Annotated in this window: 16 protein-coding genes and 1 tRNA gene; 14 read left to right on the top strand and 3 right to left on the bottom strand. The window is 69.8% G+C overall.

Going from position 1 to position 20,887, the window contains the following annotated elements; translation table 11 throughout:
* Positions 1–156 precede the first annotated feature (156 nt).
* Together B9Y95_RS02205 and pth are read left to right on the top strand one after the other, a co-directional pair.
* Complete coding sequence (locus B9Y95_RS02205) at positions 157–771, top strand: 50S ribosomal protein L25/general stress protein Ctc (RefSeq protein ID WP_085510453.1); 615 nt, start codon at positions 157–159, stop codon at positions 769–771.
* 128 nt (positions 772–899) lie between these two features.
* Positions 900–1,481, top strand: coding sequence for an aminoacyl-tRNA hydrolase (gene pth, locus B9Y95_RS02210; protein ID WP_085511027.1), 582 nt, complete (start codon positions 900–902; stop codon positions 1,479–1,481).
* A 7-nt stretch (positions 1,482–1,488) separates the two neighbouring features.
* Here pth and B9Y95_RS02215 read toward each other — a convergent pair whose 3' ends face one another.
* The 3 genes from B9Y95_RS02215 to folP all read right to left on the bottom strand — a co-directional run bounded on the left by B9Y95_RS02215 (position 1,489) and on the right by folP (position 5,351).
* Positions 1,489–3,531 (bottom strand): DUF7933 domain-containing protein, encoded by a 2,043-nt coding sequence (locus B9Y95_RS02215; RefSeq protein WP_085510454.1) that lies wholly within the window; start codon positions 3,529–3,531, stop codon positions 1,489–1,491.
* Positions 3,532–3,643: 112 nt separating this feature from the next.
* Positions 3,644–4,396 (bottom strand): pyrimidine reductase family protein, encoded by a 753-nt coding sequence (locus tag B9Y95_RS02220; RefSeq protein ID WP_085510455.1) that lies wholly within the window; start codon positions 4,394–4,396, stop codon positions 3,644–3,646.
* 22 nt (positions 4,397–4,418) lie between these two features.
* Positions 4,419–5,351, bottom strand: coding sequence for a dihydropteroate synthase (gene folP, locus B9Y95_RS02225; protein ID WP_085510456.1), 933 nt, complete (start codon positions 5,349–5,351; stop codon positions 4,419–4,421).
* Between the two features lie 124 nt (positions 5,352–5,475).
* Between folP and mfd the strand changes: the two genes are divergently transcribed.
* The 12 genes from mfd to B9Y95_RS02285 all read left to right on the top strand — a co-directional run bounded on the left by mfd (position 5,476) and on the right by B9Y95_RS02285 (position 20,758).
* Positions 5,476–9,087 (top strand): transcription-repair coupling factor, encoded by a 3,612-nt coding sequence (mfd, locus tag B9Y95_RS02230; RefSeq protein ID WP_085510457.1) that lies wholly within the window; start codon positions 5,476–5,478, stop codon positions 9,085–9,087.
* Positions 9,088–9,173: 86 nt separating this feature from the next.
* On the top strand, positions 9,174–10,118 hold the full coding sequence (locus tag B9Y95_RS02235; protein ID WP_085510458.1) for an alpha/beta fold hydrolase: 945 nt from the start codon (positions 9,174–9,176) through the stop codon (positions 10,116–10,118).
* A gap of 77 nt (positions 10,119–10,195) precedes the next feature.
* On the top strand, positions 10,196–11,647 hold the full coding sequence (locus B9Y95_RS02240) for an aldehyde dehydrogenase family protein (RefSeq protein WP_085510459.1): 1,452 nt from the start codon (positions 10,196–10,198) through the stop codon (positions 11,645–11,647).
* A complete protein-coding gene (locus B9Y95_RS02245; protein WP_234993934.1) occupies positions 11,644–12,312 on the top strand; it encodes a nucleoside triphosphate pyrophosphohydrolase in 669 nt (222 codons plus the stop codon). Before B9Y95_RS02240 ends, B9Y95_RS02245 begins: the two co-directional genes overlap by 4 nt.
* A 61-nt stretch (positions 12,313–12,373) precedes the next feature.
* Entirely contained in the window at positions 12,374–13,681 is a 1,308-nt protein-coding gene (gene hisS, locus B9Y95_RS02250; RefSeq protein WP_085510460.1) for a histidine--tRNA ligase, read from the top strand.
* A 151-nt stretch (positions 13,682–13,832) separates the two neighbouring features.
* Positions 13,833–14,822, top strand: a complete 990-nt coding sequence (locus B9Y95_RS02255) for an endonuclease/exonuclease/phosphatase family protein (RefSeq protein WP_148071495.1) — start codon at positions 13,833–13,835, stop codon at positions 14,820–14,822.
* Between the two features lie 117 nt (positions 14,823–14,939).
* The gene (gene eno, locus B9Y95_RS02260; protein WP_085510462.1) at positions 14,940–16,220 is read left to right on the top strand and encodes a phosphopyruvate hydratase; all 1,281 of its coding nucleotides are present in this window, start codon (positions 14,940–14,942) and stop codon (positions 16,218–16,220) included.
* A 74-nt stretch (positions 16,221–16,294) separates the two neighbouring features.
* A complete protein-coding gene (locus B9Y95_RS02265; RefSeq protein ID WP_085510463.1) occupies positions 16,295–17,062 on the top strand; it encodes a septum formation initiator family protein in 768 nt (255 codons plus the stop codon).
* 38 nt (positions 17,063–17,100) lie between these two features.
* On the top strand, positions 17,101–17,622 hold the full coding sequence (locus B9Y95_RS02270; protein ID WP_085510464.1) for a DUF501 domain-containing protein: 522 nt from the start codon (positions 17,101–17,103) through the stop codon (positions 17,620–17,622).
* Positions 17,592–18,965, top strand: a complete 1,374-nt coding sequence (locus tag B9Y95_RS02275; protein ID WP_085510465.1) for a S8 family peptidase — start codon at positions 17,592–17,594, stop codon at positions 18,963–18,965. Before B9Y95_RS02270 ends, B9Y95_RS02275 begins: the two co-directional genes overlap by 31 nt.
* Before the next feature lie 66 nt (positions 18,966–19,031).
* Complete coding sequence (locus B9Y95_RS02280; RefSeq protein WP_085510466.1) at positions 19,032–20,582, top strand: NAD(P)/FAD-dependent oxidoreductase; 1,551 nt, start codon at positions 19,032–19,034, stop codon at positions 20,580–20,582.
* Between the two features lie 102 nt (positions 20,583–20,684).
* A tRNA-Leu gene (locus tag B9Y95_RS02285) sits at positions 20,685–20,758 on the top strand.
* The last annotated feature ends 129 nt before the right edge of the window (positions 20,759–20,887 follow it).

Below are 20,887 nucleotides of genomic sequence, written 5' to 3' on the forward strand. Positions count from 1 at the left end.
GGCGAGGGAAGCGGCCCGTGGCAGCTTCCGTGATCGACGCGGTGGTCTGGCTTCCGGCTTTTCCTCACGCAGATACGCGTTCGAGTTGACTCATCCATTCCGCCGCGCATCGTCGCGGCACGACCAACCGGGTGCAAGACCCGTGAGGAGAACATCATGTCCGATGACCTGAAGGTCACCGCGGAACTCCGCGAATCGTTCGGCAAGGGCGCAGCCCGCAAGCTCCGCGCCCTCGGCAAGATCCCGGCCGTGCTCTACGGCCACGGCACCGAGCCCGTGCACGTCTCACTGCCCGGCCACCAGATGCTGCTCATCCTCCGCAAGTCCAACGCGGTGCTCGAGCTCGACATCGCCGGCAAGGGTCAGCTCGCGCTGGTCAAGGACGTCCAGAAGGACCCCGTGCGCCAGATCATCGAGCACCTCGACCTCATCGTGGTCAAGAAGGGCGAGAAGGTCCAGGTCGACATCCCCGTGACCATCGAGGGCGAGTCCGCCGCCGGCACCATCCTCAACCAGGACGCCACCACGGTGAGCCTCGAGGTCGAGGCGACCCACATCCCCGAGCGCGTCACCGTCAGCGTCGAGGGCCTCGAAGAGGGCGCCCAGATCCTGGCCGGCGACCTCGAGCTCCCGAAGGGCGCCTCGCTCATCACCGAGGCCGACGTCCTCATCGTCGCGATCGCCGTGCCGGCCGCTCCGGTCGACGAGGAGACCGAGGCAGCTGAGGCTGCCGCCGAGGAGACCGCAGCCGAGGCTGAGGCCGCCGAGTAGTCACCACTCCAGCAGACGAACCTGTCGCCCGCCCGCCCCGATAGTCTCGGTGCATGGCAGGCGGCAGGTTCGCTCGGTTTCTGGCCGGTTTCACCGGTCGCGCCGAGGCGTTCGATCAGGAAGGCAGCATGGCTGCAGACACGTGGCTCATCGTCGGGCTCGGGAACCCGGGCGAGCAGTACGCCCGCAACCGGCACAACGTCGGGCAGATGGTCCTCGACGAGCTCGCGAAGCGCATCGGCGGAACCTTCAAGACCCACAAGGGCAACGCACGCGTGGCCGAGGGGCGGCTCGTGCCGGGTGGTCCGAAGTTCGTCCTCGGCAAGCCCAACAGCTACATGAACCTCTCCGGCGGCCCCACCGCAGCGCTCGCCCAGTTCTTCTCCGTCGACCCCGACCACGTCATCGCCGTCCACGACGAGCTCGACATCCCGTTCGACTCGATCAAGCTCAAGCAGGGCGGCGGGCACGGTGGGCACAACGGCATCCGCGACATCGCCTCAGCACTGAAGACCCCCGAGTTCCTGCGCGTCCGCGTCGGAATCGGGAGGCCGCCGGGCCGTCAGGACGCCGCCGACTTCGTCCTCAAGGACTTCGCGGGCGCGGAGCGGGAGCAGCTTCCCCTGCTGATCTCGGATGCGGCTGATGCCGTCGAACTGCTCGTCGCCGACGGCCTGCTGGCTGCGCAGACCAGGTTCCACGGCGCCTGACGCCTGCTCAGCCGCGTGGTGGGCGGACGCGTCGGCCCTGGCGCGTGTTGACGCCGACGAGCATCCCGCCGACGAGGAGCAGTCCGCTGATGAGCAGTCCGATGGACAGCGTGACTTCGGCTCCCGTGCGGGCCAGCGGCGCCTGCGGTTCGAGTGGCGCGACCCGCCAAACGATGCCGAGCGAGGTGTGGAGCGCCCCCGTCGAGACACGGGGTGCGTCCGGGAGCGGCAGGCGACCGGTGTCGGCGGAAGTCACCGACCGGGTGGCAGGCTGGTCCGCCGCGCGCGAATACCCGGTCAGGACCGCCTCGAACGTGTGGACGAACGAGCCGTCCTCGAGCGCGGCCGGCGTCAGGACGAACGGTTGTGCACTGGTGCAGGCCGCCGAGGTACCAGGCTCGATGAGCTCGCTGCTGCAGGCGAGGTGGGTGCCCGGTGTCTCCGTGAGGGTGATGTCGCCCAGCGCGTTCTCGCCGGTGTTGGTGACCGTCGCGATGACGCGCAAGCGGTCACCGGGGTCGGTCGTCACGGTCTCGCCCTCGACCGGAACCCACGATCCGTCGGCACCCTGGATCTCGAGGCGGACGGTGCCCTCCACGGCCAGCGCGGGGACGAGCACGCGGTAGGTCGTCTCGTCCGTGCTGCTGAGCCCGGAGGCGGTCTGTTCCACGCGGACGACGGCCTCGCCGGACTGGACGGTCACGGTGCTCGCGCAACTCCAGCGGCCGGACGGGTCCACGGTGGTCTCACACAAGGTCTGGCCCTCGCCGTCGCGCACGGTGATGTCGGCGCCTGGCTCGCCGGTCCCGGCAGAGGTCGGTCGAGAAGACTCCATGAGGGTGCCGGATGCCGGGCTCTCGATCGCGACCCGGTCGATGGCGGTCAGGGCCGGCTGTGAGCCGATGTCGAGCCCGCGGACGGCGTCACCCGCCACGGCGACGGTCATCGCGCCGCGAGCGACCGGTGTGGCGTCGACCTCGATCGTGCAGGACTCCTGGCCCGCCGCGAGGTCGCCGGTGAACGCGATGTCGGCCTCGGGCGCCGGAGCAGTCACCTCGGCGGAGCAGCTCGCGATCGGTCGCGGATCGGCGGCGACCGTGAGTCCGGCGGGCAAGGCCGCCTGCACGGACCAACCGGCCTTCGCGGCGAGTTCCGGGGTGTTGCGCACGACGAAGCGGAGACGGATCGTCTCACCGACGACGGCGGTGTCCTCCGACAGCTCGACATCGAGGGTCGGGGTCACGTCGACGATGCTCAGATCGTCGAAGGCGTGATCGTTCCCGAATCCACTGCCCTGCTCGTTGCGCATGACGACACCGATCGAGGTCGCATCCACCAGTATCGAGGCATCGGCGGTGAAGTGCCCCGCACGAGCGGGGACGCCGCCATGGCTGAACGATTCGGCACGGTCGTCCGTGCACGGGTCGATCGCCTGCTCGGACACCGGGTGTTCGACGCCGTCGGGGGTCCGCAGCGCGAGCTGCAGGGCGGTCGGGACCGTTGCGAAGCAGTTCAGGGACGCGACGTTCACGGAGGCGGTCAGGAAGCGGCCGGAACCGGTCGCGAGTGGGACCAGTGTGGTCGTCTCGAGCTCGACCGCGCCGTCGGGACCGTTCGTCTGGGTGTAGGCCGCGACGACGGAATTGGACCTCGGATCGGTGCCGTTGAGGATACCCAGCACTCCGGCGAGGGCTCGGACGTGCGCCAGGGCGCTCGGAACGTCCAGACAGTCGCCGGGCTCGGCGCCCGTCATGGAGGCGGACAGGATGAAGCCGTTGCACGCCGCTCGGTCCGTCCAGAAGTCGTCGGCGTCGAACCGCATGTCCGAACGGCCCAGGTAGTCGCGGACCGACAGGGGCGTACCGGTGTCGGGTGCGCGTTCGAAGTCCTCGTGGAAGACCTCCCCGCGTGGAGCACCCGCTGCGTCGGTCGTCGGCTCGGAGACCGACGCTCCGGCCGCTGACGGCTGGATCATCGAGAGCATCCAGCCGACCGCCAGAACGAGGGTCGCGGTCAGGATCGGACGGAGTGGGCTGGTCGAAACGCGCATGCAGCATCCCAAGAGATCATCGGATGGGGGAGGCCGCCAGCGTAGCAGCGCTGGTCCACTGAGATATCAGACGATCGAAGGGTGGGAGTCCGGTGAAGCGGAAGCCGACGGCTCAGCCGCGCACGTACCGCGAGAGCAGCAGGTCGTCGGCGCGCAGGAGGTGATGCAAGCGCATCGCTCGGGGAGCTTCGGACGCGGGACCCGCGGAGACCCGGACGCTCTCCCCGCCGACGAGCGCGGGACTGATCGTCAGACAGAGTTCGTCGACGGCGTCAGCGGCGATGAACGAGCCGAAGAGCGCCGGACCGCCCTCGCACAGGATCTGCCGCAGGCCGCGGTCGGAGAGCGTCTGGACCACGCGCGCCGGTTCGACGTGTTCGTCGCCGCACGCCACCACGTCGGCGACCGCCTCGAGCGCCGCGCGCTTCGCGGGGTCGGCGCGGTCGGTCGTCACGACGAGCGGCCGGACCGGTGCCTGGGTGAAGACCTCCGAGCGGAGATCGAGGTCGAGCGAGCCCGACACGATCGCGAACACCGGGTGCAGGGGGAGGCCGTGGTCGTCGCGCCACGCCGCGGCGTCGACGTCGAGCCGCATGGCACCGTAGCCCTCGTCGCGCACGGTCCCGGCACCGACGAGCACGACGTCCGAGAGCCGGCGCAGGATGTCGAACACGGTCTTGTCGGCCGGGCCTCCGAGCCCCCCGGAGACGCCGTCGACGGTCGCCCCACCGTCCAGGCTCGTCACGAAGTTCACGCGGACGGTCGTGGCGGAGCGGTCCTCGACGGCGTAGGCCGCCACGAGTTCGTCGACCGACAGCGGCTCCGCCTGCGCGGGGACCAGGCTCGTGATGCTGGGGATGCTCATGTGACTCCTCGAGGGTTCAGGATCAGACGTTGTGGACGGGCGCCACCGGTCCGCGGAATCCGAGGATCGCCTCGGTCATCCGCACGGCCGCGATCGACTCGGGTACGGCGTGCATCCGCACGATGCGGGCGCCGAGGAGGATGCACGCCGCGGCGGAGACCAGTGACCCCTCGAGACGTTCCGACTTCGGTCGGTCGAGGGACTCGCCGATGAAGTCCTTGTTCGAGACCGCGGCGAGCGTCGGCAGCCCGAGCGCGGCGATCTCGTCGAACCGTCGGGTGAGTTCGAGCGTCTGGACGGTGTTCTTGTTGAGGTCGTGCCCGGGGTCCACGATGAGCCGCGACTCGGGGATGCCGTGCGAGAGCGCCAGGTCGACGCGGGCCGCGAGGAAGGCGGCGACCTCACCCGCGACGTCGTCGTAGTGGGGACGGGGATGCGGCTGCCTCGGCCTGGCCAGACTGTGCGTGATGACGAGGGTGGCCTCGCTCGCGGCGACGACGTCCGCGAGAGCCGGGTCGTGGATCCCCGTGGTGTCGTTGATGACGGAGGCGCCCGCCGCGATGCAGGCCGCCGCCACCTCGGGGCGGAAGGTGTCGACGGAGATGACGACGTCGCTCCGTGCGGCGAGCGCCTCGACGACGGGGAGCACACGGTCGATCTCCTCGGCGGTGGGGATCTCCGGCCCGGGGGCGAACTTGGCTCCGCCGATGTCGACCCAGTCGGCGCCCTGTTCTGCGGCGGTCACGGCGGCGTCGACGGCTCGGTCGAGTGAGAACGTCGCGCCCTGGTCGAAGAAGGAGTCCGGGGTGCGGTTGATGATCGCCATGACCGCGACCTGCTTCGAGAAGTCGAACGTCCGCGCTCCGATCCGACGGATCGGCTGGCGGATCGGGGGGAGCGGGAAGCCGCCGGTCCGTTCGGGGTGTCGGTCTGACCGGGGCTCCGTGCTCGTCATGGGTCAATCATGACGCGTCCGGCGCGCGAGGATGCCGCGTGACGCGTCGTCCGCAGCCGATTGACAGCGGTGGCCGGCGGGCCATCGGGTCATGGGTGTCGGTGGCTCGGCGTAGGCTGTCCCGGTGACGCTTCAGGGTTTGACTCACGCGCTTCGGCGCGCCGCAACGATCGACGATGCCCTCGCGTACGCGGGCAGGAGCGCGGACTTCTCCGTGATCGACGGGCTGCGTGCTCCGCTCCTCGCGGCGCTCATGGACGAGCGTGGTCGGCAGGGCGCCGCCCAGGCGGCCCTCGTCGTCACCGCGACGGGCCGCGACTCCGAGCGGCTCCGCTCCGCGCTCAGCGACCTCATGCCCGAGGCCGAGATCGTCGAGTTCCCGGCCTGGGAGACCCTGCCGCACGAGCGTCTCAGCCCGAGCGCCGAGATCGTCGGCCGACGCCTGGAGGCGCTGCGGCGCCTCGGCGCCTGGACGGGGGAGCGGCCGTTCCTCCTCGTCGCCTCGGTGCGCGCAGCGCTGCAGCCCGTGGCCGACAACCTCACCGAGACCGCTCCGATCGAGCTCGTCCAGGGCGGTCGCGGACACGACCTCGCCGCGATCGCGCTGCGCCTCGTCGAACTCGCGTACACCCGGGTCGACATGGTGTCGCGGCGTGGTGAGTTCGCGTTGCGCGGTGGCATCCTCGACGTCTTCCCGCCGGTCGCCGACCACCCGTACCGGGTCGAGTTCTTCGGCGACGAGGTCGACGGCATCCGGGCGTTCTCGGTCGCCGACCAGCGATCGCTGCCCGAGCCGGTCGAAGCGATCCGCCTGCCGCCGTCCCGGGAACTGCTCCTCAGCCCGGCCGTCCGGCAGCGCGCCGCGGAGATGCAGCACGAGTTCCCGAGCCTCACCGGGATCCTCGAGAAGATCGCGGAGGGCATCGCGGTGGAGGGCATGGAGTCGCTCTCCCCGGCCCTCGTCGACCGCCTCGTCCCGATCACCCACTACCTGCCGGATGGAGCGGCCATCGCCGTCGTCTCGCCGGAGCGCGTCGTCACGAGGTCGATCAGCCTGGCCGAGACGAACCGCGAGTTCCTCGCCGCCGCTTGGAGCGCCGCGACCGTCGGTGCGAACGCGCCGATCGACCTCGCCTCCGGCGACTTCATCTCATTGGGCGCGCTGAAGGAGTCCGTCACCTTCAGTGCTCCTGGTCAGCCGGCACCCGACCACCCGTGGTGGACGTTCAGCGGATTCCGCGCCGGCCCCGACGTCGAGACGCTCCCGGAGCACCTCGAACTCGACGAGCTCCTCACCGTCTCGGTCGACGGCGACACCGTGCCGAGCTTCCACGGCAACGTCGAGGGCGCCATCGAACACGTCGCCGACCGCATCCGCGAGGGGTGGACGGTCATCGTCGCCGCCCGTGGGGTCGGTCTCGTCGAGCGCGCAGCGGACGTCCTGGCCGAGCACGAGATCGCGGCCCGGATGGTCGACGAGCTGCCGGCCGACCCGGAGCCCGGGGTCGCCTATCTGCTGCAGGCCGACGTCGAGGGCGGCTTCGAGCTCGAGACGTCGAAGCTCATGCTGCTCGGCGAGACCGAGTTCTACGGTCGCACCGCCGGATACGACTCGCGCCTGGTCAAGAAGCTCGCCACCCGGCGCAAGAACGTCGTCGACCCGATGCAGCTCCGGTCCGGCGACTTCGTCGTGCACCAGACCCACGGCATCGGCAAGTTCGTCGAGATGACCCAGCGCGAGGTCTCGAGCGGTGGACGCAACCCGGTGAAGAGCACCCGTGAGTACCTCGTGCTCGAGTACGCACCCTCCAAGCGCGGCTACCCGGGCGACAAACTCCTCGTCCCCACGGACCAGCTCGACCTCCTCACCCGCTACGTGGGCGGCGAGGCTCCGCAGCTCAGCAAGATGGGTGGCAGTGACTGGTCGCAGGCGAAGAGCAAGGCGCGCAAGGCCGTCCGCGACATCGCCGTCGAGCTGGTCAAGCTCTACTCGGCGCGCATGGCGTCGAAGGGGCACGCCTTCGGTCCCGACACCCCGTGGCAGCGCGAGCTCGAGGAGGCGTTCCCGTTCGCGGAGACCCCCGATCAGCTGCAGACCATCGACGAGGTCAAGGCCGACATGGAGCGCGAGATCCCGATGGACCGCCTCCTCTCCGGCGACGTGGGGTTCGGGAAGACCGAGGTCGCCGTCCGCGCCGCGTTCAAGGCCGTCCAGGACGGCAAGCAGGTCGCGATGCTCGTGCCGACCACCCTGCTCGTCAAGCAGCATTTCGAGACCTTCCAGGAGCGGTTCGCCGGGTTCCCCGTACACCTGCGGCCGCTCAGCCGGTTCCAGTCCGACAAGGAGGCGCGGGAGGCGCTCGCCGGACTCGCCGACGGCACGGTCGACGTCATCATCGGGACGCACCGGCTGCTGACCGACAAGGTGCACTTCAAGGACCTCGGTCTCGTCATCATCGATGAGGAGCAGCGGTTCGGTGTCGAGCACAAGGACGCCCTCAAGAAGCTGAAGACGAACGTCGACATCCTGGCGATGAGCGCGACCCCGATCCCGCGAACGCTCGAGATGGCGGTCACCGGCATCCGGGAGATGTCCACGCTTGCGACACCACCGGAGGACCGCCACCCGATCCTGTCCTTCGTCGGTCCGTACAACGGCAAGCAGGTCGGTGCTGCGATCCGGCGCGAGCTCCTGCGAGAAGGCCAGATCTTCTTCGTGCACAACCGGGTCTCGTCCATCAGCCGCGTCGCGGCAGACCTCGCGGAGCTCGTCCCTGAGGCGCGCATCGCCATCGCCCACGGGCAGCTCGGCGAGGCGGCGCTCGAACAGGTCGTGGTCGACTTCTGGGAGCGCCGCTTCGACGTCCTCGTCTGCACGACGATCATCGAGACCGGCCTCGACATCTCGAACGCGAACACGATCATCATCGACCGCGCCGACAAGTACGGCTTGAGCCAGCTGCACCAGCTGCGGGGTCGTGTCGGTCGCGGTCGCGAGCGCGCCTACGCGTACTTCCTGTACGACGAGCACAAGCCGCTCTCCGAGACCGCCCACGACCGGCTCTCGACCATCGCGGCGAACAACGAGCTCGGCAGCGGCATGCAGGTCGCTCTGAAGGACCTCGAGATCCGCGGCGCCGGCAACATGCTCGGCGGCGAGCAGGCCGGCCACATCGCGGGCGTCGGCTTCGACCTCTATCTCCGCATGATCGGCGAGGCCGTGTCCACCTTCCGTGGAGACGTCGCCGAGGGGCAGACCGAGCTCCGGCTCGAACTGCCCGTCGACGCACACATCCCCGAGGAGTACGTCGACAGCGAGCGGCTTCGGCTGGAGGCCTACCAGAAGCTGTCGGCCGCGTCCGGACCCGCGGCCAAGGACGGCCAGATCGACCTCGTGATCGATGAACTCACCGACCGCTACGGCGAGCCGCCGGCGCAGGTGAGCACGCTCATCGCCGTGTCGCGGCTCCGTCAGCGGGCGCAGCGCTCGGGACTCAGCGACCTCATCGCCGTCGGACCGAACCTGCGGGTCACGCCCGCCGACCTCCCCGACTCCATCCAGACGCGGCTGCGACGCATGTACCCCGGCGCGAAGTACCTGGCCCAGACGAACACCGTCATCGTGCCGTTGCCACGCGTCGGCGACGAACCGCTTGCCGACACCGACCTCATCGCCTGGGTGCAGCAGTTCCTGAACGCGATCTACCCGCTGCCGGAGGGCTCGACGTCGTCCTGACGGGCAGCAGGAGATGGGCCCGCGGGACGACAGTGTCGGTACCCGCGGCCGATCCGACGGTCGTCGCCCATCCCTAGCGTGGAGGGATGAAGAAGTTCCTCCGCATCGTCCTCACCGGGATCGCAGCGCTCGTCGCGCTCGTGCTCGCCGGGCTCCTCACGACCACCATCGTCAACACCGCCGCATCGGCTTCCGAGGCCACGCGCATCGAGGAATACGGTCAGCGGGTCGAGGTCGACGGCAAACGCATGAACGTGGCGGTCACGGGTGAGGGCGATCAGACGATCGTCCTCCTGCCCGGCTTCGGCACCGGTTCGCCCGTGCTCGACTTCTCGCCGCTCGTCGGGGAGCTCTCGTCGTCGTACCGGGTGGTCGTGGTCGAGCCCTTCGGTTACGGGCTGAGCGACCAGACCGACGTGCCGCGAACGACCGAGAACATCGTCTCCGAGATCCACGAGGCGGTCGCCGGGCTCGGCATCGACCGGTACGTGTTGATGGGGCACTCCATCGCGGGCATCTATGCGCTGGACTACGTCGAGCGGTTCCGCGACGAGGTGACGGCGTTCGTCGGCATCGACAGCAGCGTGCCCGACCAGCCGGGTATGGACGCAGCGCTGCCGGTCGACGCCCTGCGAGCGGCGAAGGCGCTCGGCATCACCCGGGTCGTCACGGCGCTGTCGGGCGACCCGTACCCGGATCCGCCGTACGACCAGCACACGCGTGATCAGCTCGGGATGATCTCGCTGCGCAACACCTCGAGTGCGACGTCCTCGGACGAGATGTCGCGCATCGCGGCGAACTTCCGAGCGGCGAAGGGGAAGACCTTCCCGGCAGACCTCCCGGTGTTGCTCTTCGCACAGCGGGACAACCCGACGGTGGAGGGGTGGCTGCCGCTCCATGAGCAGCAGGCTGCGAGCGTCGACCGAGGCGAGGTCGTGCCGCTCGACGCCGACCACTACCTGCACCACACGAAATCCCGCGAGATCGCGGCGGACGTCGACCGCTTCCTCACGACTCCAGGCGTCGGGTAGCCGGTCACCGGGCCGGGCCCCCGGTCTGCGGACGGACGTATGCTGGTGCCCACGATCCCGTCGAGTCGGAGGAACCCATGGCGACCAGCATCCGGACGAAGCAGGAGCCGAAGGTGGTCGTGGCCGACGCCGTGGCCCGGCTCCGACAGACCTTCGACCGCGGCACCACGAAGCCCGTCGCCTGGCGGCTCCGCCAACTCCGTGCGCTGAAGCAACTGCTCCTCGAACGCGGCGGCGAGCTCGAGCGGGCGCTGGCGACCGACCTGGGCAAGAGCGGCACCGAGGCGCAGATCACCGAGATCGGCCTCCTCGTCGGCGAGATCGATCACACGTTGAAGCACCTGAAGCGCTGGGTGCGGCCCCGACGCGTCGCGGTGCCGCTCACCCTCGCACCGGCCTCGGCCTCGGTGGTGGCGGAACCGGTCGGCGTCGTCCTCGTCATCGGCCCGTGGAACTATCCGGTCCAGCTCTGCATCGGTCCCGTCATCGGGGCGCTCGCCGCCGGTGACGCCATCCTGCTGAAGCCCAGCGAGCTCGCCCCTGCAACGAGCGCCGCGCTCGCACGACTCCTCCCGGAGTACCTCGACGACCGTGCCGTCGCGGTGGTCGAGGGCGATGCGGAGGTCGCGACCGCCCTCCTCGCCGAGCGGTTCGACCACATCTTCTACACGGGTGGCGCCGCCGTGGGCAAGGTCGTCGCCCGGGCCGCGGCGGAGCATCTGACCCCGATCACCCTGGAACTCGGTGGGAAGTCGCCCGTGTACGTCGACGACACCGTGGACCTCGCGGACGCGGCCCGCCGGATCGTCTGGGGCAAGCTCATGAACGCCGGCCAGACCTGCGTCGCCCCCGACTACCTGCTCGCGACGCGGTCGGTCGCCGATCGGCTCGTCCCGTACCTGCGCGACGCGATCGCGGCGCTCTACGGCCCGGACCCCGCCGACAGTGCCGACTACGGCCGCATCATCTCCGACAGGCACTTCGCCCGGGTCAGCGGTCTGCTCGACGGTCTCGAGCCGGCCCTCGGCGGCGGGGTCGACGCCTCGGAGCGGTACATCGCCCCGACGGTCGTGAACGGCGTCGACGCTTCGGCGTCGATCATGCAGGAGGAGATCTTCGGTCCGATCCTGCCGATCCTCCACGTGTCCGGGCTCGAACAGGCCATCGCGCACATCCGGGCGGGGGAGAAGCCGCTCGCGCTCTACGTCTTCAGCGACGACCGCGCCACGCGGAAGCGGTTCACGCGCGACACCTCCTCCGGCGCGTTGGCGTTCGGTGTGCCGGCCGCGCACCTCCTCGTGCCGGGTCTGCCGTTCGGCGGTGTCGGGGCCAGTGGAATGGGCGCGTATCACGGTCGCCATTCCTTCGACACGTTCAGTCACGCGAAGGCGGTGTTCTCCAAGCCGCTGTCCCCGGACACGCTGTCGCTCGTCTACCCGCCCTTCACCGAAGCACGCGACCGGATCGCGCGACTGATCTCGAGGACCGGCAGCACGGGCGACCGCCGCCCGTGGGGAGCCCGTCGGTGAGCAGCGAACCCGTCGGCAGCACCTCCACTGAGCGCCTCGTCGACGCCATGCGGCAGATCCGCGACCGCTGCGTCTGGACGCAGGGCATCGACCACGACATGCTCGTGCCGTACCTCATCGAGGAGAGCTACGAGCTCGTCGAAGCGGTCGAGGCCGGGACGCGCGACGAACTCGTCGAGGAACTCGGCGACGTGCTGTGGCAGGTCGTCTTCCATGCGGAGATCGCGTCCCATGACGCCGATGCGCCGTTCGACTTCGACGACGTCGCGGAGGCCGTCACCCGCAAGATGGTCCACCGTCATCCGCACGTGTTCGGCGACGAAGCAGCGCCGACCCCGGAGGACGTGGTGCGCGTCTGGAACGCCGCGAAGGCCGAGGAGAAGGCGAAGCGCAGCAGTGCGCTCGAGGGGATCCCGCAGGGGATGCCGTCGCTCGCCCTCGCCGACAAGGTGCTGGGCAGGGCCGTGCCGCTCGGGGTGGGCCCGACGGTCGACGCCGATGTCGTGGACGACGAGGACGCCCTGGGGGAGCAGCTCCTCGCCGTCGTGGCCGCAGCACGGGCGAACGGGCTCGACGCGGAACGGGCGCTCCGGGGTGCCGTCCGTCGGTTGAGCGCGCGAGTGCAGGACGCCGAGCGTCCGGTGGCGTCCCCGACCGACGGCTGAGCGAGGGGTCGCCAGGCGTCAGCTCGCGGAGCGGGTTCCCCCGCCATGCCAGAATTGAGGCATGGCAGCTCCAGTGAACCCGCCGCGCGGCATGCGCGATTTCCTCCCCGCCGACAAGGCCCGTCGGGAGCACGCGCTGGGCACCATCCGTCGCGTGTTCACTGCACACGGCTTCGACGAGATCGAGACGCCCGTGGTGGAGGAGTACGACCGACTGCACTCCGGGCTCGGCGGCGACAACGAGAAGATGGCGTTCAACATCCTCCGGCGCAAGCTCACCCCGGAGGCCATCGTGGCCGCAGCGGACAACCAGACCGAACTCACCGACCTCGGCCTGCGGTTCGACCTCACCGTGCCGCTCGCCCGGTTCTATGCGACGCACCGGGCCGAGCTCCCGCCGGTGTTCCGCTCGATCCAGATCGCGCCGGTCTGGCGCGGCGAACGGCCGCAGCAGGGCCGGTACCGCCAGTTCGTGCAGTGCGACATCGACATCATCGGAGAGTCCTCGAACCTCGCCGAGACCGAGCTCATCATCGCGACCCTCGGGGCCCTCTCCGAGCTCGGCATCAGCGGCTGCAGCGTGCGGATCAACGACCGCCGACTCCTCATCGGCATGCTCGAGTCGCTGGGCTTCCCGGCCGACGAGCACGCGCAGGTGCTCATCACGATCGACAAGCTCGACAAGATCGGTCAGCAGGGCGTGGTCGCCGAGCTGCGCGACCGCGGGGTCGACGCCACCGCCGTCGACGCGCTCTCGGCCTTCTTCTCCCGTCCGCAGACGATGGAGTTCAACACCTTCGGCGAGCGGGCGATCCGCAAGGCGCTGCCGCTCGGTGCGGACGACGCCGTCGTCGCGGAGCTCGACGCACTCGGGAAGGCCGTCGCCGCGGCCACCTCCCTCCAGGGTCAGCCGGCCGACCCCTTCGCGAATCCGCTCGTGTTCGACCCGTTCCTGGTGCGGGGTATGGGGTACTACACGGGCGCCATCTTCGAGATCGCGCACCCCGACCTCGGGTACTCGCTCGGCGGCGGTGGTCGCTACGACGGCATGATCGGACGCTTCCTCGGGCAGGACGTGCCGGCGGTCGGGTTCTCGATCGGCTTCGAGCGCATCGTCGACCTCATCGAGCTCCCCGCGGGAGCGGCCGCGGATGCCGTCGTCCTCGTGCACGACCGCGACGTGCCTCCGGTGACGCTGGTGGCGTTGAAAGCCAAGCTCGTCGCCCAGGGGCGTCGGGTGCGCCTCGAAGCCCGCGTGAAGAACCTCAAGGCCCTCCTCGATCGCGTGTCGGCAGCCGGCTTCGGCGCCTTCGCGTTCGTCTCGGCCGACTCGACCCTCGAGTCGCTCGAGTTCAAAGCGCTCGACTGACGTTTCCCGCACCCGCTTCCCGCTCCTCGGCGCGCTTCCGAGCCGCTGCCCAGCTCGTCGGTGCAGGATGGAGCATTCGGCCGGATCACCTCCCTCAAGCGATCCGTCTGCTCTGCCCCCGATCGAAGAACTGGTTCCCCCGATGAGCGTCATGGCCCCTGCAGCGCGCCCGCAGCGCGCCCCGGAGTCGACCGGCTCGACGCGCCGCCGGGTGAGCCTCGTGCGGCGCCGGGCGACCACGCTCGCGTTGGCCGTCGGTGTCCCGCTCGCCCTGCTGACGGCCGCCCACGCCCTCGTCCCCGACATCCTCGGCCTCGGACTCGTCTGGGACAACGCCCTGCCGTGGACGTGGGTCGTGCTGCCGGTGCTCTTCCTCGTCCTCCTCGTCGCCCGCACGCCGGGCGCCGTCATCGGTCTCCTCGCGCCGACGCTCGTCTGGGCCTTCCTGTTCGGCCCCGGCGTCGTCCCCATGGGTGACGCACGCTCGGCAGTCCCCGCCGAGGCCTCCCTCACGGTCGCCAGCCAGAACCTCGGGCCGGAGGGCGATCCCGCGGTCATCGCGGCTTCCCTCCAGGCCAGTGGGGCGGATCTCATCGCGCTCCAGGAGATCGAGGACCACGACCGCGAACCGCTCGCCGCGACGCTCGACGAGCAGTACCCGTACTCCGTGCTCACGGGGACGGTGGGTCTCTGGAGCCGCTATCCGATCGCCGACTCGGTCGGGCTGAAGCTCGGCCTCGACTGGTACCGGGCGATCAACGCCGTCGTCGACACCCCGTCCGGAGCCGTGAGCGTCTACGTGATCCACGCCGACTCCGCGCGTCCGGGTGCCCACGCCGAACGGGACGTGATGCTCGCGGAGTTGGCCGACACCGTCGCGGCGAACACCCGCGATCGGATCGTCGTCATGGGCGACTTCAACGCCTCAGCCTCCGACCGGGCGCTCGCCGCGCTCCAGAGCGAGGTGTCGGAGCCCAACCAGAGCGAGGGCGGCTTCGGACTCACCTGGCCGGCCGGGACACCGCTCATGCGACTCGACCACGTCTTCGTCCGCGGCATGACCGCGACCCACAACGCCGTCGGCGACGCCGAGGGCAGCGACCACCACGGCATCGTGTCGAGCTTCCGGCTCGACCGCTGACCACCGCGCCTCGGGCGACGATCCGCGGCTCTGCGCCCGTTCAGCCGATGTCACTAGACTGAGCGCGGGCGGCCGTCGTACCCGTCCCACGTCCCAATCCCCACAAGGAGAACATCAGTGGCACTCATCGAGGCAGTAGGCGCTCGCGAAATTCTCGACTCCCGAGGCAACCCGACCGTCGAGGTCGAGGTGCTCCTGGAAGACGGCACGGTCAGCCGTGCAGCAGTCCCGTCCGGCGCATCGACCGGTGCGTTCGAAGCGTATGAGCTGCGTGACGGCGATGCCGCGCGTTACCTCGGCAAGGGTGTCGAGAAGGCGGTCGACGCCGTCCTCGACGAGATCGGCCCGGCACTCGAGGGCATCGAGGCGGACGACCAGCGCCTCGTCGACCACACCATGATCGAGCTCGACGGCACCGAGAACAAGAGCCGCCTGGGCGCGAACGCGATCCTCGGTGCGAGCCTCGCGGTCGCCCGTGCCGCTGCGGACTCCGCAGACCTGTCGCTCTACCGCTACGTCGGCGGCGCCAACGCCCACGTCCTCCCGGTCCCGATGATGAACATCATCAACGGTGGCTCGCACGCCGACACCGGCGTCGACATCCAGGAGTTCATGATCCTCCCGATCGGCGCTCCGAGCTTCCGTGAGGCGCTCCGCTGGGGCACCGAGACGTACCACACGCTCAAGGGCCTGCTGAAGTCGAAGGGCTTCGCGACCGGCCTCGGCGACGAGGGTGGCTTCGCCCCCGACTTCGAGCACAACCGTGCGGCCCTCGACTTCATCGTCGAGGCCATCGAGAAGGCCGGCTTCACGGTCGGCACCGACATCGCGCTCGGCCTCGACGTCGCCTCCAGCGAGTTCTACAAGGAGGGCGCGTACCAGTTCGAGGGCAAGGCGCTGAACAGCACCGAGATGACCGCGTACTACGCCGACCTCGTCGCGAACTACCCGCTCATCACCATCGAGGACCCGCTGGCCGAGGACGACTGGGCCGGCTACGCCCACCTCACCCCCGAGCTCGGCTCCAAGGTCCAGATCGTCGGCGACGACCTGTTCGTCACGAACCCGAAGCGTCTCGCCGACGGCATCGCCAAGGGCGCGGCGAACTCGCTGCTCGTCAAGGTCAACCAGATCGGGACGCTCACCGAGACGCTCGACGCGGTCTCCCTCGCACAGCGCTCCGGCTACACGACGATCCTGTCGCACCGCTCCGGCGAGACCGAGGACACCACGATCGCCGACCTCGCGGTCGCCACGAACGCGGGCCAGATCAAGACCGGTGCGCCTGCGCGCAGCGAGCGGGTCGCGAAGTACAATCAGTTGCTGAGGATCGAAGAGGAGCTGGGCCAGGCAGCCGTCTACGCCGGCCGCAGCGCCTTCCCCCGGTTCACCGCCTAAGCATCGTCACCTGAAGGCTCTCAGGGGTGCCGATCGGCACCCTTGAGAGCCTTCGTCGTGTGCGGGAGGCGCCTGTGAAGAAGCCATCGATGCCGGCCGGCGGCGAGTCGAAGCCCACACCGTCCGGCAGCGGAGCAGCGTCCTCCTCGTCGTCGAAGCAGCGATCGGCGGCGAAGCCCCGGTCGAGCTCCGCGGATGCCTCCGCCAAGCGCGCCTCCTCGTCGTCCAAGCGCCCGGCGGGAGCCACCGCGAAGCCCGCACGCTCCGCAGCCACAGCCCCGCGGTCGACGACGAAGGCCCCACGATCCGCGTCGGCCGGTTCCTCGGCACCGCGCTCGCGCACCGGCTCGACACGGACCGCCCCGGCACGCCAGTCGGACGCCGGCGGCTGGTTGCGGAGTCTGCGACTGTCCGGGTTCAGCGTCCTGCTCCTCGGCATCCTCGTGCTCGGGGTCGTCGTCCTCGCGCCGAACCTCAAGACCTTCCTCGAGCAGCGGCAGCAGATCGCCGCGCTGGAGGCCGGTGTCGCCGACACCCAGAAGAAGGTGGACGCGCAGCAGGCCGAACGCGAGCGCTGGAACGATCAGAGCTACGTCATGACGCAGGCGCGCGACCGCCTGTTCTACGCCCTGCCCGGCGAGGTCAGCTACATCATCATCAACGACGTCGACCCGGCCTCGCTGCCCACCACCGAGGCACCCGTGAGCGACACGCTCGTCGACTCGCAGTCCGACTGGCTCGACGGCCTGCTGTCCTCGCTCGTCGCCACCGGCTACTCGCCGGCCCCGGTCGCGACCGAGACCCCTGCTCCCGCGCAGACGACGCCTCCCGCCGGCGGCTGACGTCCGGACGCAGTGGCGAACCCGGCGATAATGGAACCATGAGCACCCCTCCCTTCGGCCCCGTCTCCGAGCGCGACGTCGAGATCGTGTCGGCGCAACTGGGACGTCCTGCCCGAAACGTCGTCGGCATCGCGGCGCGCTGTGTCTGCGGCGCCCCGACGGTCGTCTCCACCGCTCCTCGCCTGGCCGACGGCACGCCGTTCCCCACGTTCTACTACCTGACCCACCCGGCCGCCACGGCCGCGGTGTCCTCGCTCGAGGCGACCCAGGTGATGAACGAGTACAACGAGCTCCTGGCCGAGGACGAAGCGGTCCGTGCCGACTACGCAACCGCGCACACGTCCTACCTCGCCGACCGCACCTCCATCGCAGAGGTCGCCGAGATCGACGGGATCTCCGCCGGCGGCATGCCGGTGCGGGTCAAGTGCCTCCACGCGCTCGTCGGCCACGCCCTCGCGGCTGGTCCGGGCGTCAACCCCATCGGCGACCTCGCGCTCGACCGCGCGAGCTGGAGCCCCGAGGTGTGCGCATGCGCGGACGGCCAGGCGGGGCAGGGATAGGCCCCGCACGCGACGGGGGTCGCCTGTGGGGGAGTGACGGACCGCGACGCGGAGACCGTCGTCGTCCGCGCGGCCTCCGAGGTGCACTGTCGGCGCTGTCCACGGTGCTCCTGGCGTTCCTGCTCGTGGGGACGCAGGCGCTCCCGGCGTCGGCGGACACGGTGCGCGACATGCAGTACTGGCTCGGCGACTACGGCTTCACGACGGCGTGGGAGAAGACGAAAGGCGCCGGTGTCACCGTAGCCGTGATCGACACCGGTATCGCGAGCGGGCCGGCGGAGTTGACCGGTGCGGTCGCGGGTGGCGTCGACGTCTCCGGGCTCGGGAGTCCCGACGGCCGGACACCGGTGGGTTCCGAGGGGAGTGAGCACGGAACGCTGGTCGCCTCGATGATCGCCGGACGTGGTCGCACGGGCGGTGCCGGGGTCATCGGCGTGGCGCCCGAGGCGCGCCTGCTCTCCGTCTCGGTCGGGTTCGGCTCCGACGGGTCGGCCGTCATCCCCTGGGACGATCAGATCGCGACCGCCGTCCGGTGGGCGGTGGACAACGGTGCCGACGTCATCAACATGTCGCTGACGCGCAACAGTCTCGACTGGCCGACGAGCTGGGACGACGCCTTCCTCTACGCCTTCTCGCACGACGTCGTCGTGGTGGCTGCAGCGGGCAACCGGGGGAGCGGGACGGTCGAGGTCGGTGCTCCGGCGACGATCCCGGGTGTGCTGACCGTCGCCGGTGTGGACCGCACGGGGTCGGCGAGCTTCGACGCCTCGAGCCAGGGCATCACGATCGCCGTCGCTGCGCCGAGCGAGCAACTCGTCGGGGTGACGCCCGCCGGGTCCTACGTGCAGTGGCAGGGGACGAGCGGGGCGGCACCGATCGTCTCCGGCCTCGTGGCCCTCGTCCGCTCCGCCTGGCCGGAGCTCAGTGCCGCCGACGCCATCAAGCGCGTGACGGCAACGGCGAAGCAGGTGGGCGACTCCGCGCAGAGCCCCATCTACGGCGCAGGACTCATCGACGCCGCGAAGGCGGTGAGCGGTACCGTCGGTCCGGCGGCGACCTCGCCGGAGCAGCAGCTGTCCGACTGGATCACGCTCTACCGACGGGCGCCGCAGGTCCCCGATCCCGACCCGGGTGCCGAGCAGCCCTCGCCGACACCGGAGCCGATACCCCCGGCGATCCCGGAGAACGAGGCCGTCGAGGTGCGCGCCAACCCGTTCCTCCCGACGCCGAGCACCCTGCTCTACGGGTCGCTGCCACTGGCGCTCCTCCTCGGAACTGGTAGCCTGGTCACGCTCGGTGTCATAGGCGCTACCAGGCATTTCAAGCGGGTGCTGCAGAAGTAGTACTCTGTTCCGATATTCTCAGACACTCATCTGAACCAATCGTCTTGACGTAGGAGATCGTTCGCCGTGCCCAAAATTCTGATCGTCGGTGGTGGTTACGCCGGGTTCTACACCGCATGGAAGCTCGAGAAGCAGCTTCGTCGTGGTGAGGCCGAAGTCACCATGGTCGACCCGCTGCCCTACATGACCTACCAGCCCTTCCTGCCGGAGGTCGCCGCCGGTTCCATCGAGCCGCGTCACGCGGTCGTCTCGCCGCGTCGCCACCTGAAGCACACCAACGTGATCACCGCCAAGGTCACGGGCATCAACCACGCCGAGAAGAAGGCGACCATCACGCCTGAGGTCGGTGAGCCCTGGGAGGTCGACTACGACATCATCGTCGTCACCGCCGGAGCCGTCTCCCGCACCTTCCCGATCCCCGGTGTCGCCGACACCGCGATCGGTCTCAAGACCATCGAAGAGGCCGTCGCGATCCGCGACCGCGTGCTCTCCAACTTCGACAAGGCCGCGAACCTGCCGGCCGGGCCCGAGCGCGACCGCCTCCTGACCTTCACGGTCGTCGGTGGCGGCTTCGCCGGTATCGAGGTCTTCGCCGAGCTGCGTTCCTTCGCGAGCTCGTTGCTGAAGTTCTACCCGCAGCTGTCCTTCGAGGACACGCACTTCCACCTCATCGAGGCCATGGGTCGCATCATGCCCGAGGTCAAGATCGAGACGAGCCACTGGGTCCTCAAGAACCTGGCCGAGCGCGGCGCACTCGTGCACCTCGACACCCAGCTGCAGTCGGCTGTCGACGGCAAGATCGAGCTCTCGACCGGTGAGTCGTTCGAGTCCGACCTCATCGTCTGGACCGCCGGTGTCATGGCGAACCCGGGCGTCGTCCGCGGTGGCGACCTGCCCGTCGAGGAGCGCGGTCGCATCAAGACCCGCGCCGACCTCCGCGTCGGCACCGACGACGACATCGTCGAGGGTGCTTGGGCAGCAGGCGACGTCTCCGCCGTCCCCGACCTCAGTGGTGGTGGCGTCGGCGGTTTCTGCGTGCCGAACGCTCAGCACGCCGTCCGTCAGGGCAAGCTCCTCGCGAAGAACATCACCGCGGTCCTCCGTGGCGAGGAGCCGAAGAACTACTTCCACAAGAACATGGGTGCGGTCGCCGGTCTCGGTATCGGTGTCGGTGTCTTCCAGTCCGGCAACCTCGCGATCAAGGGCCTCCCGGCCTGGTTCGCTCACCGCGGGTACCACGGGCTGGCCATGCCGAGCTTCGAGCGCAAGTTCCGCGTGTTCGGTGGCTGGTGGAACAACTTCTGGCTGGGACGCGACATCGTCTCCCTGTCGGCCGTGCAGACGCCGCGTGAGGCCTTCGAGACCTTCGCGTCGCGCCCGAAGCCCCCGGCAGACGCTGCGGCCCCCGCAGCAGCTCCGGCGGCTCCCGCAGCGGCTGAGAAGCCCGCTCGCAAGGCTCCCGTGAAGCGCAAGCCGAAGGCCGCCCCGGCCGAGGCCGCAGCGCCCGCCGCCGAGGCCCCCGCTGCCGAGGCTCCTGCTGGCACCGGCGCCCCGACCGGTGCCGACGACGAGCAGGCCTACGCGACGCCCGCTGAGGAAGTCAGCGCGAACAAGTAGTCCGGTCCGGAGCCCAGCTCCGTTCCTCGAGAGGCGCATGTCATCCGGTCCGCCGGGGCATGCGCCTCTCGGCGTTCAACGCCTCGATACGATGAGGTGCACGCCCCCGTAGCCCAACTGGCAGAGGCAGGCGACTTAAAATCGCCGCAGTGTGGGTTCGAACCCCACCGGGGGTACGGTCATTGCCAGGTGTCGAACGGCGCTGCTGCGTTGACTGACCCCGTGAGGATCGACGACAGCCGCGGCTGTCTCGGCCTAATGACGCGCTGCATCGGCTCCTCGGCATCCTTCGTGTTTCATATTCA

The sequence above is a fragment of the Plantibacter flavus genome (assembly GCF_900177615.1).
GTDB lineage: Bacteria > Actinomycetota > Actinomycetes > Actinomycetales > Microbacteriaceae > Plantibacter > Plantibacter flavus.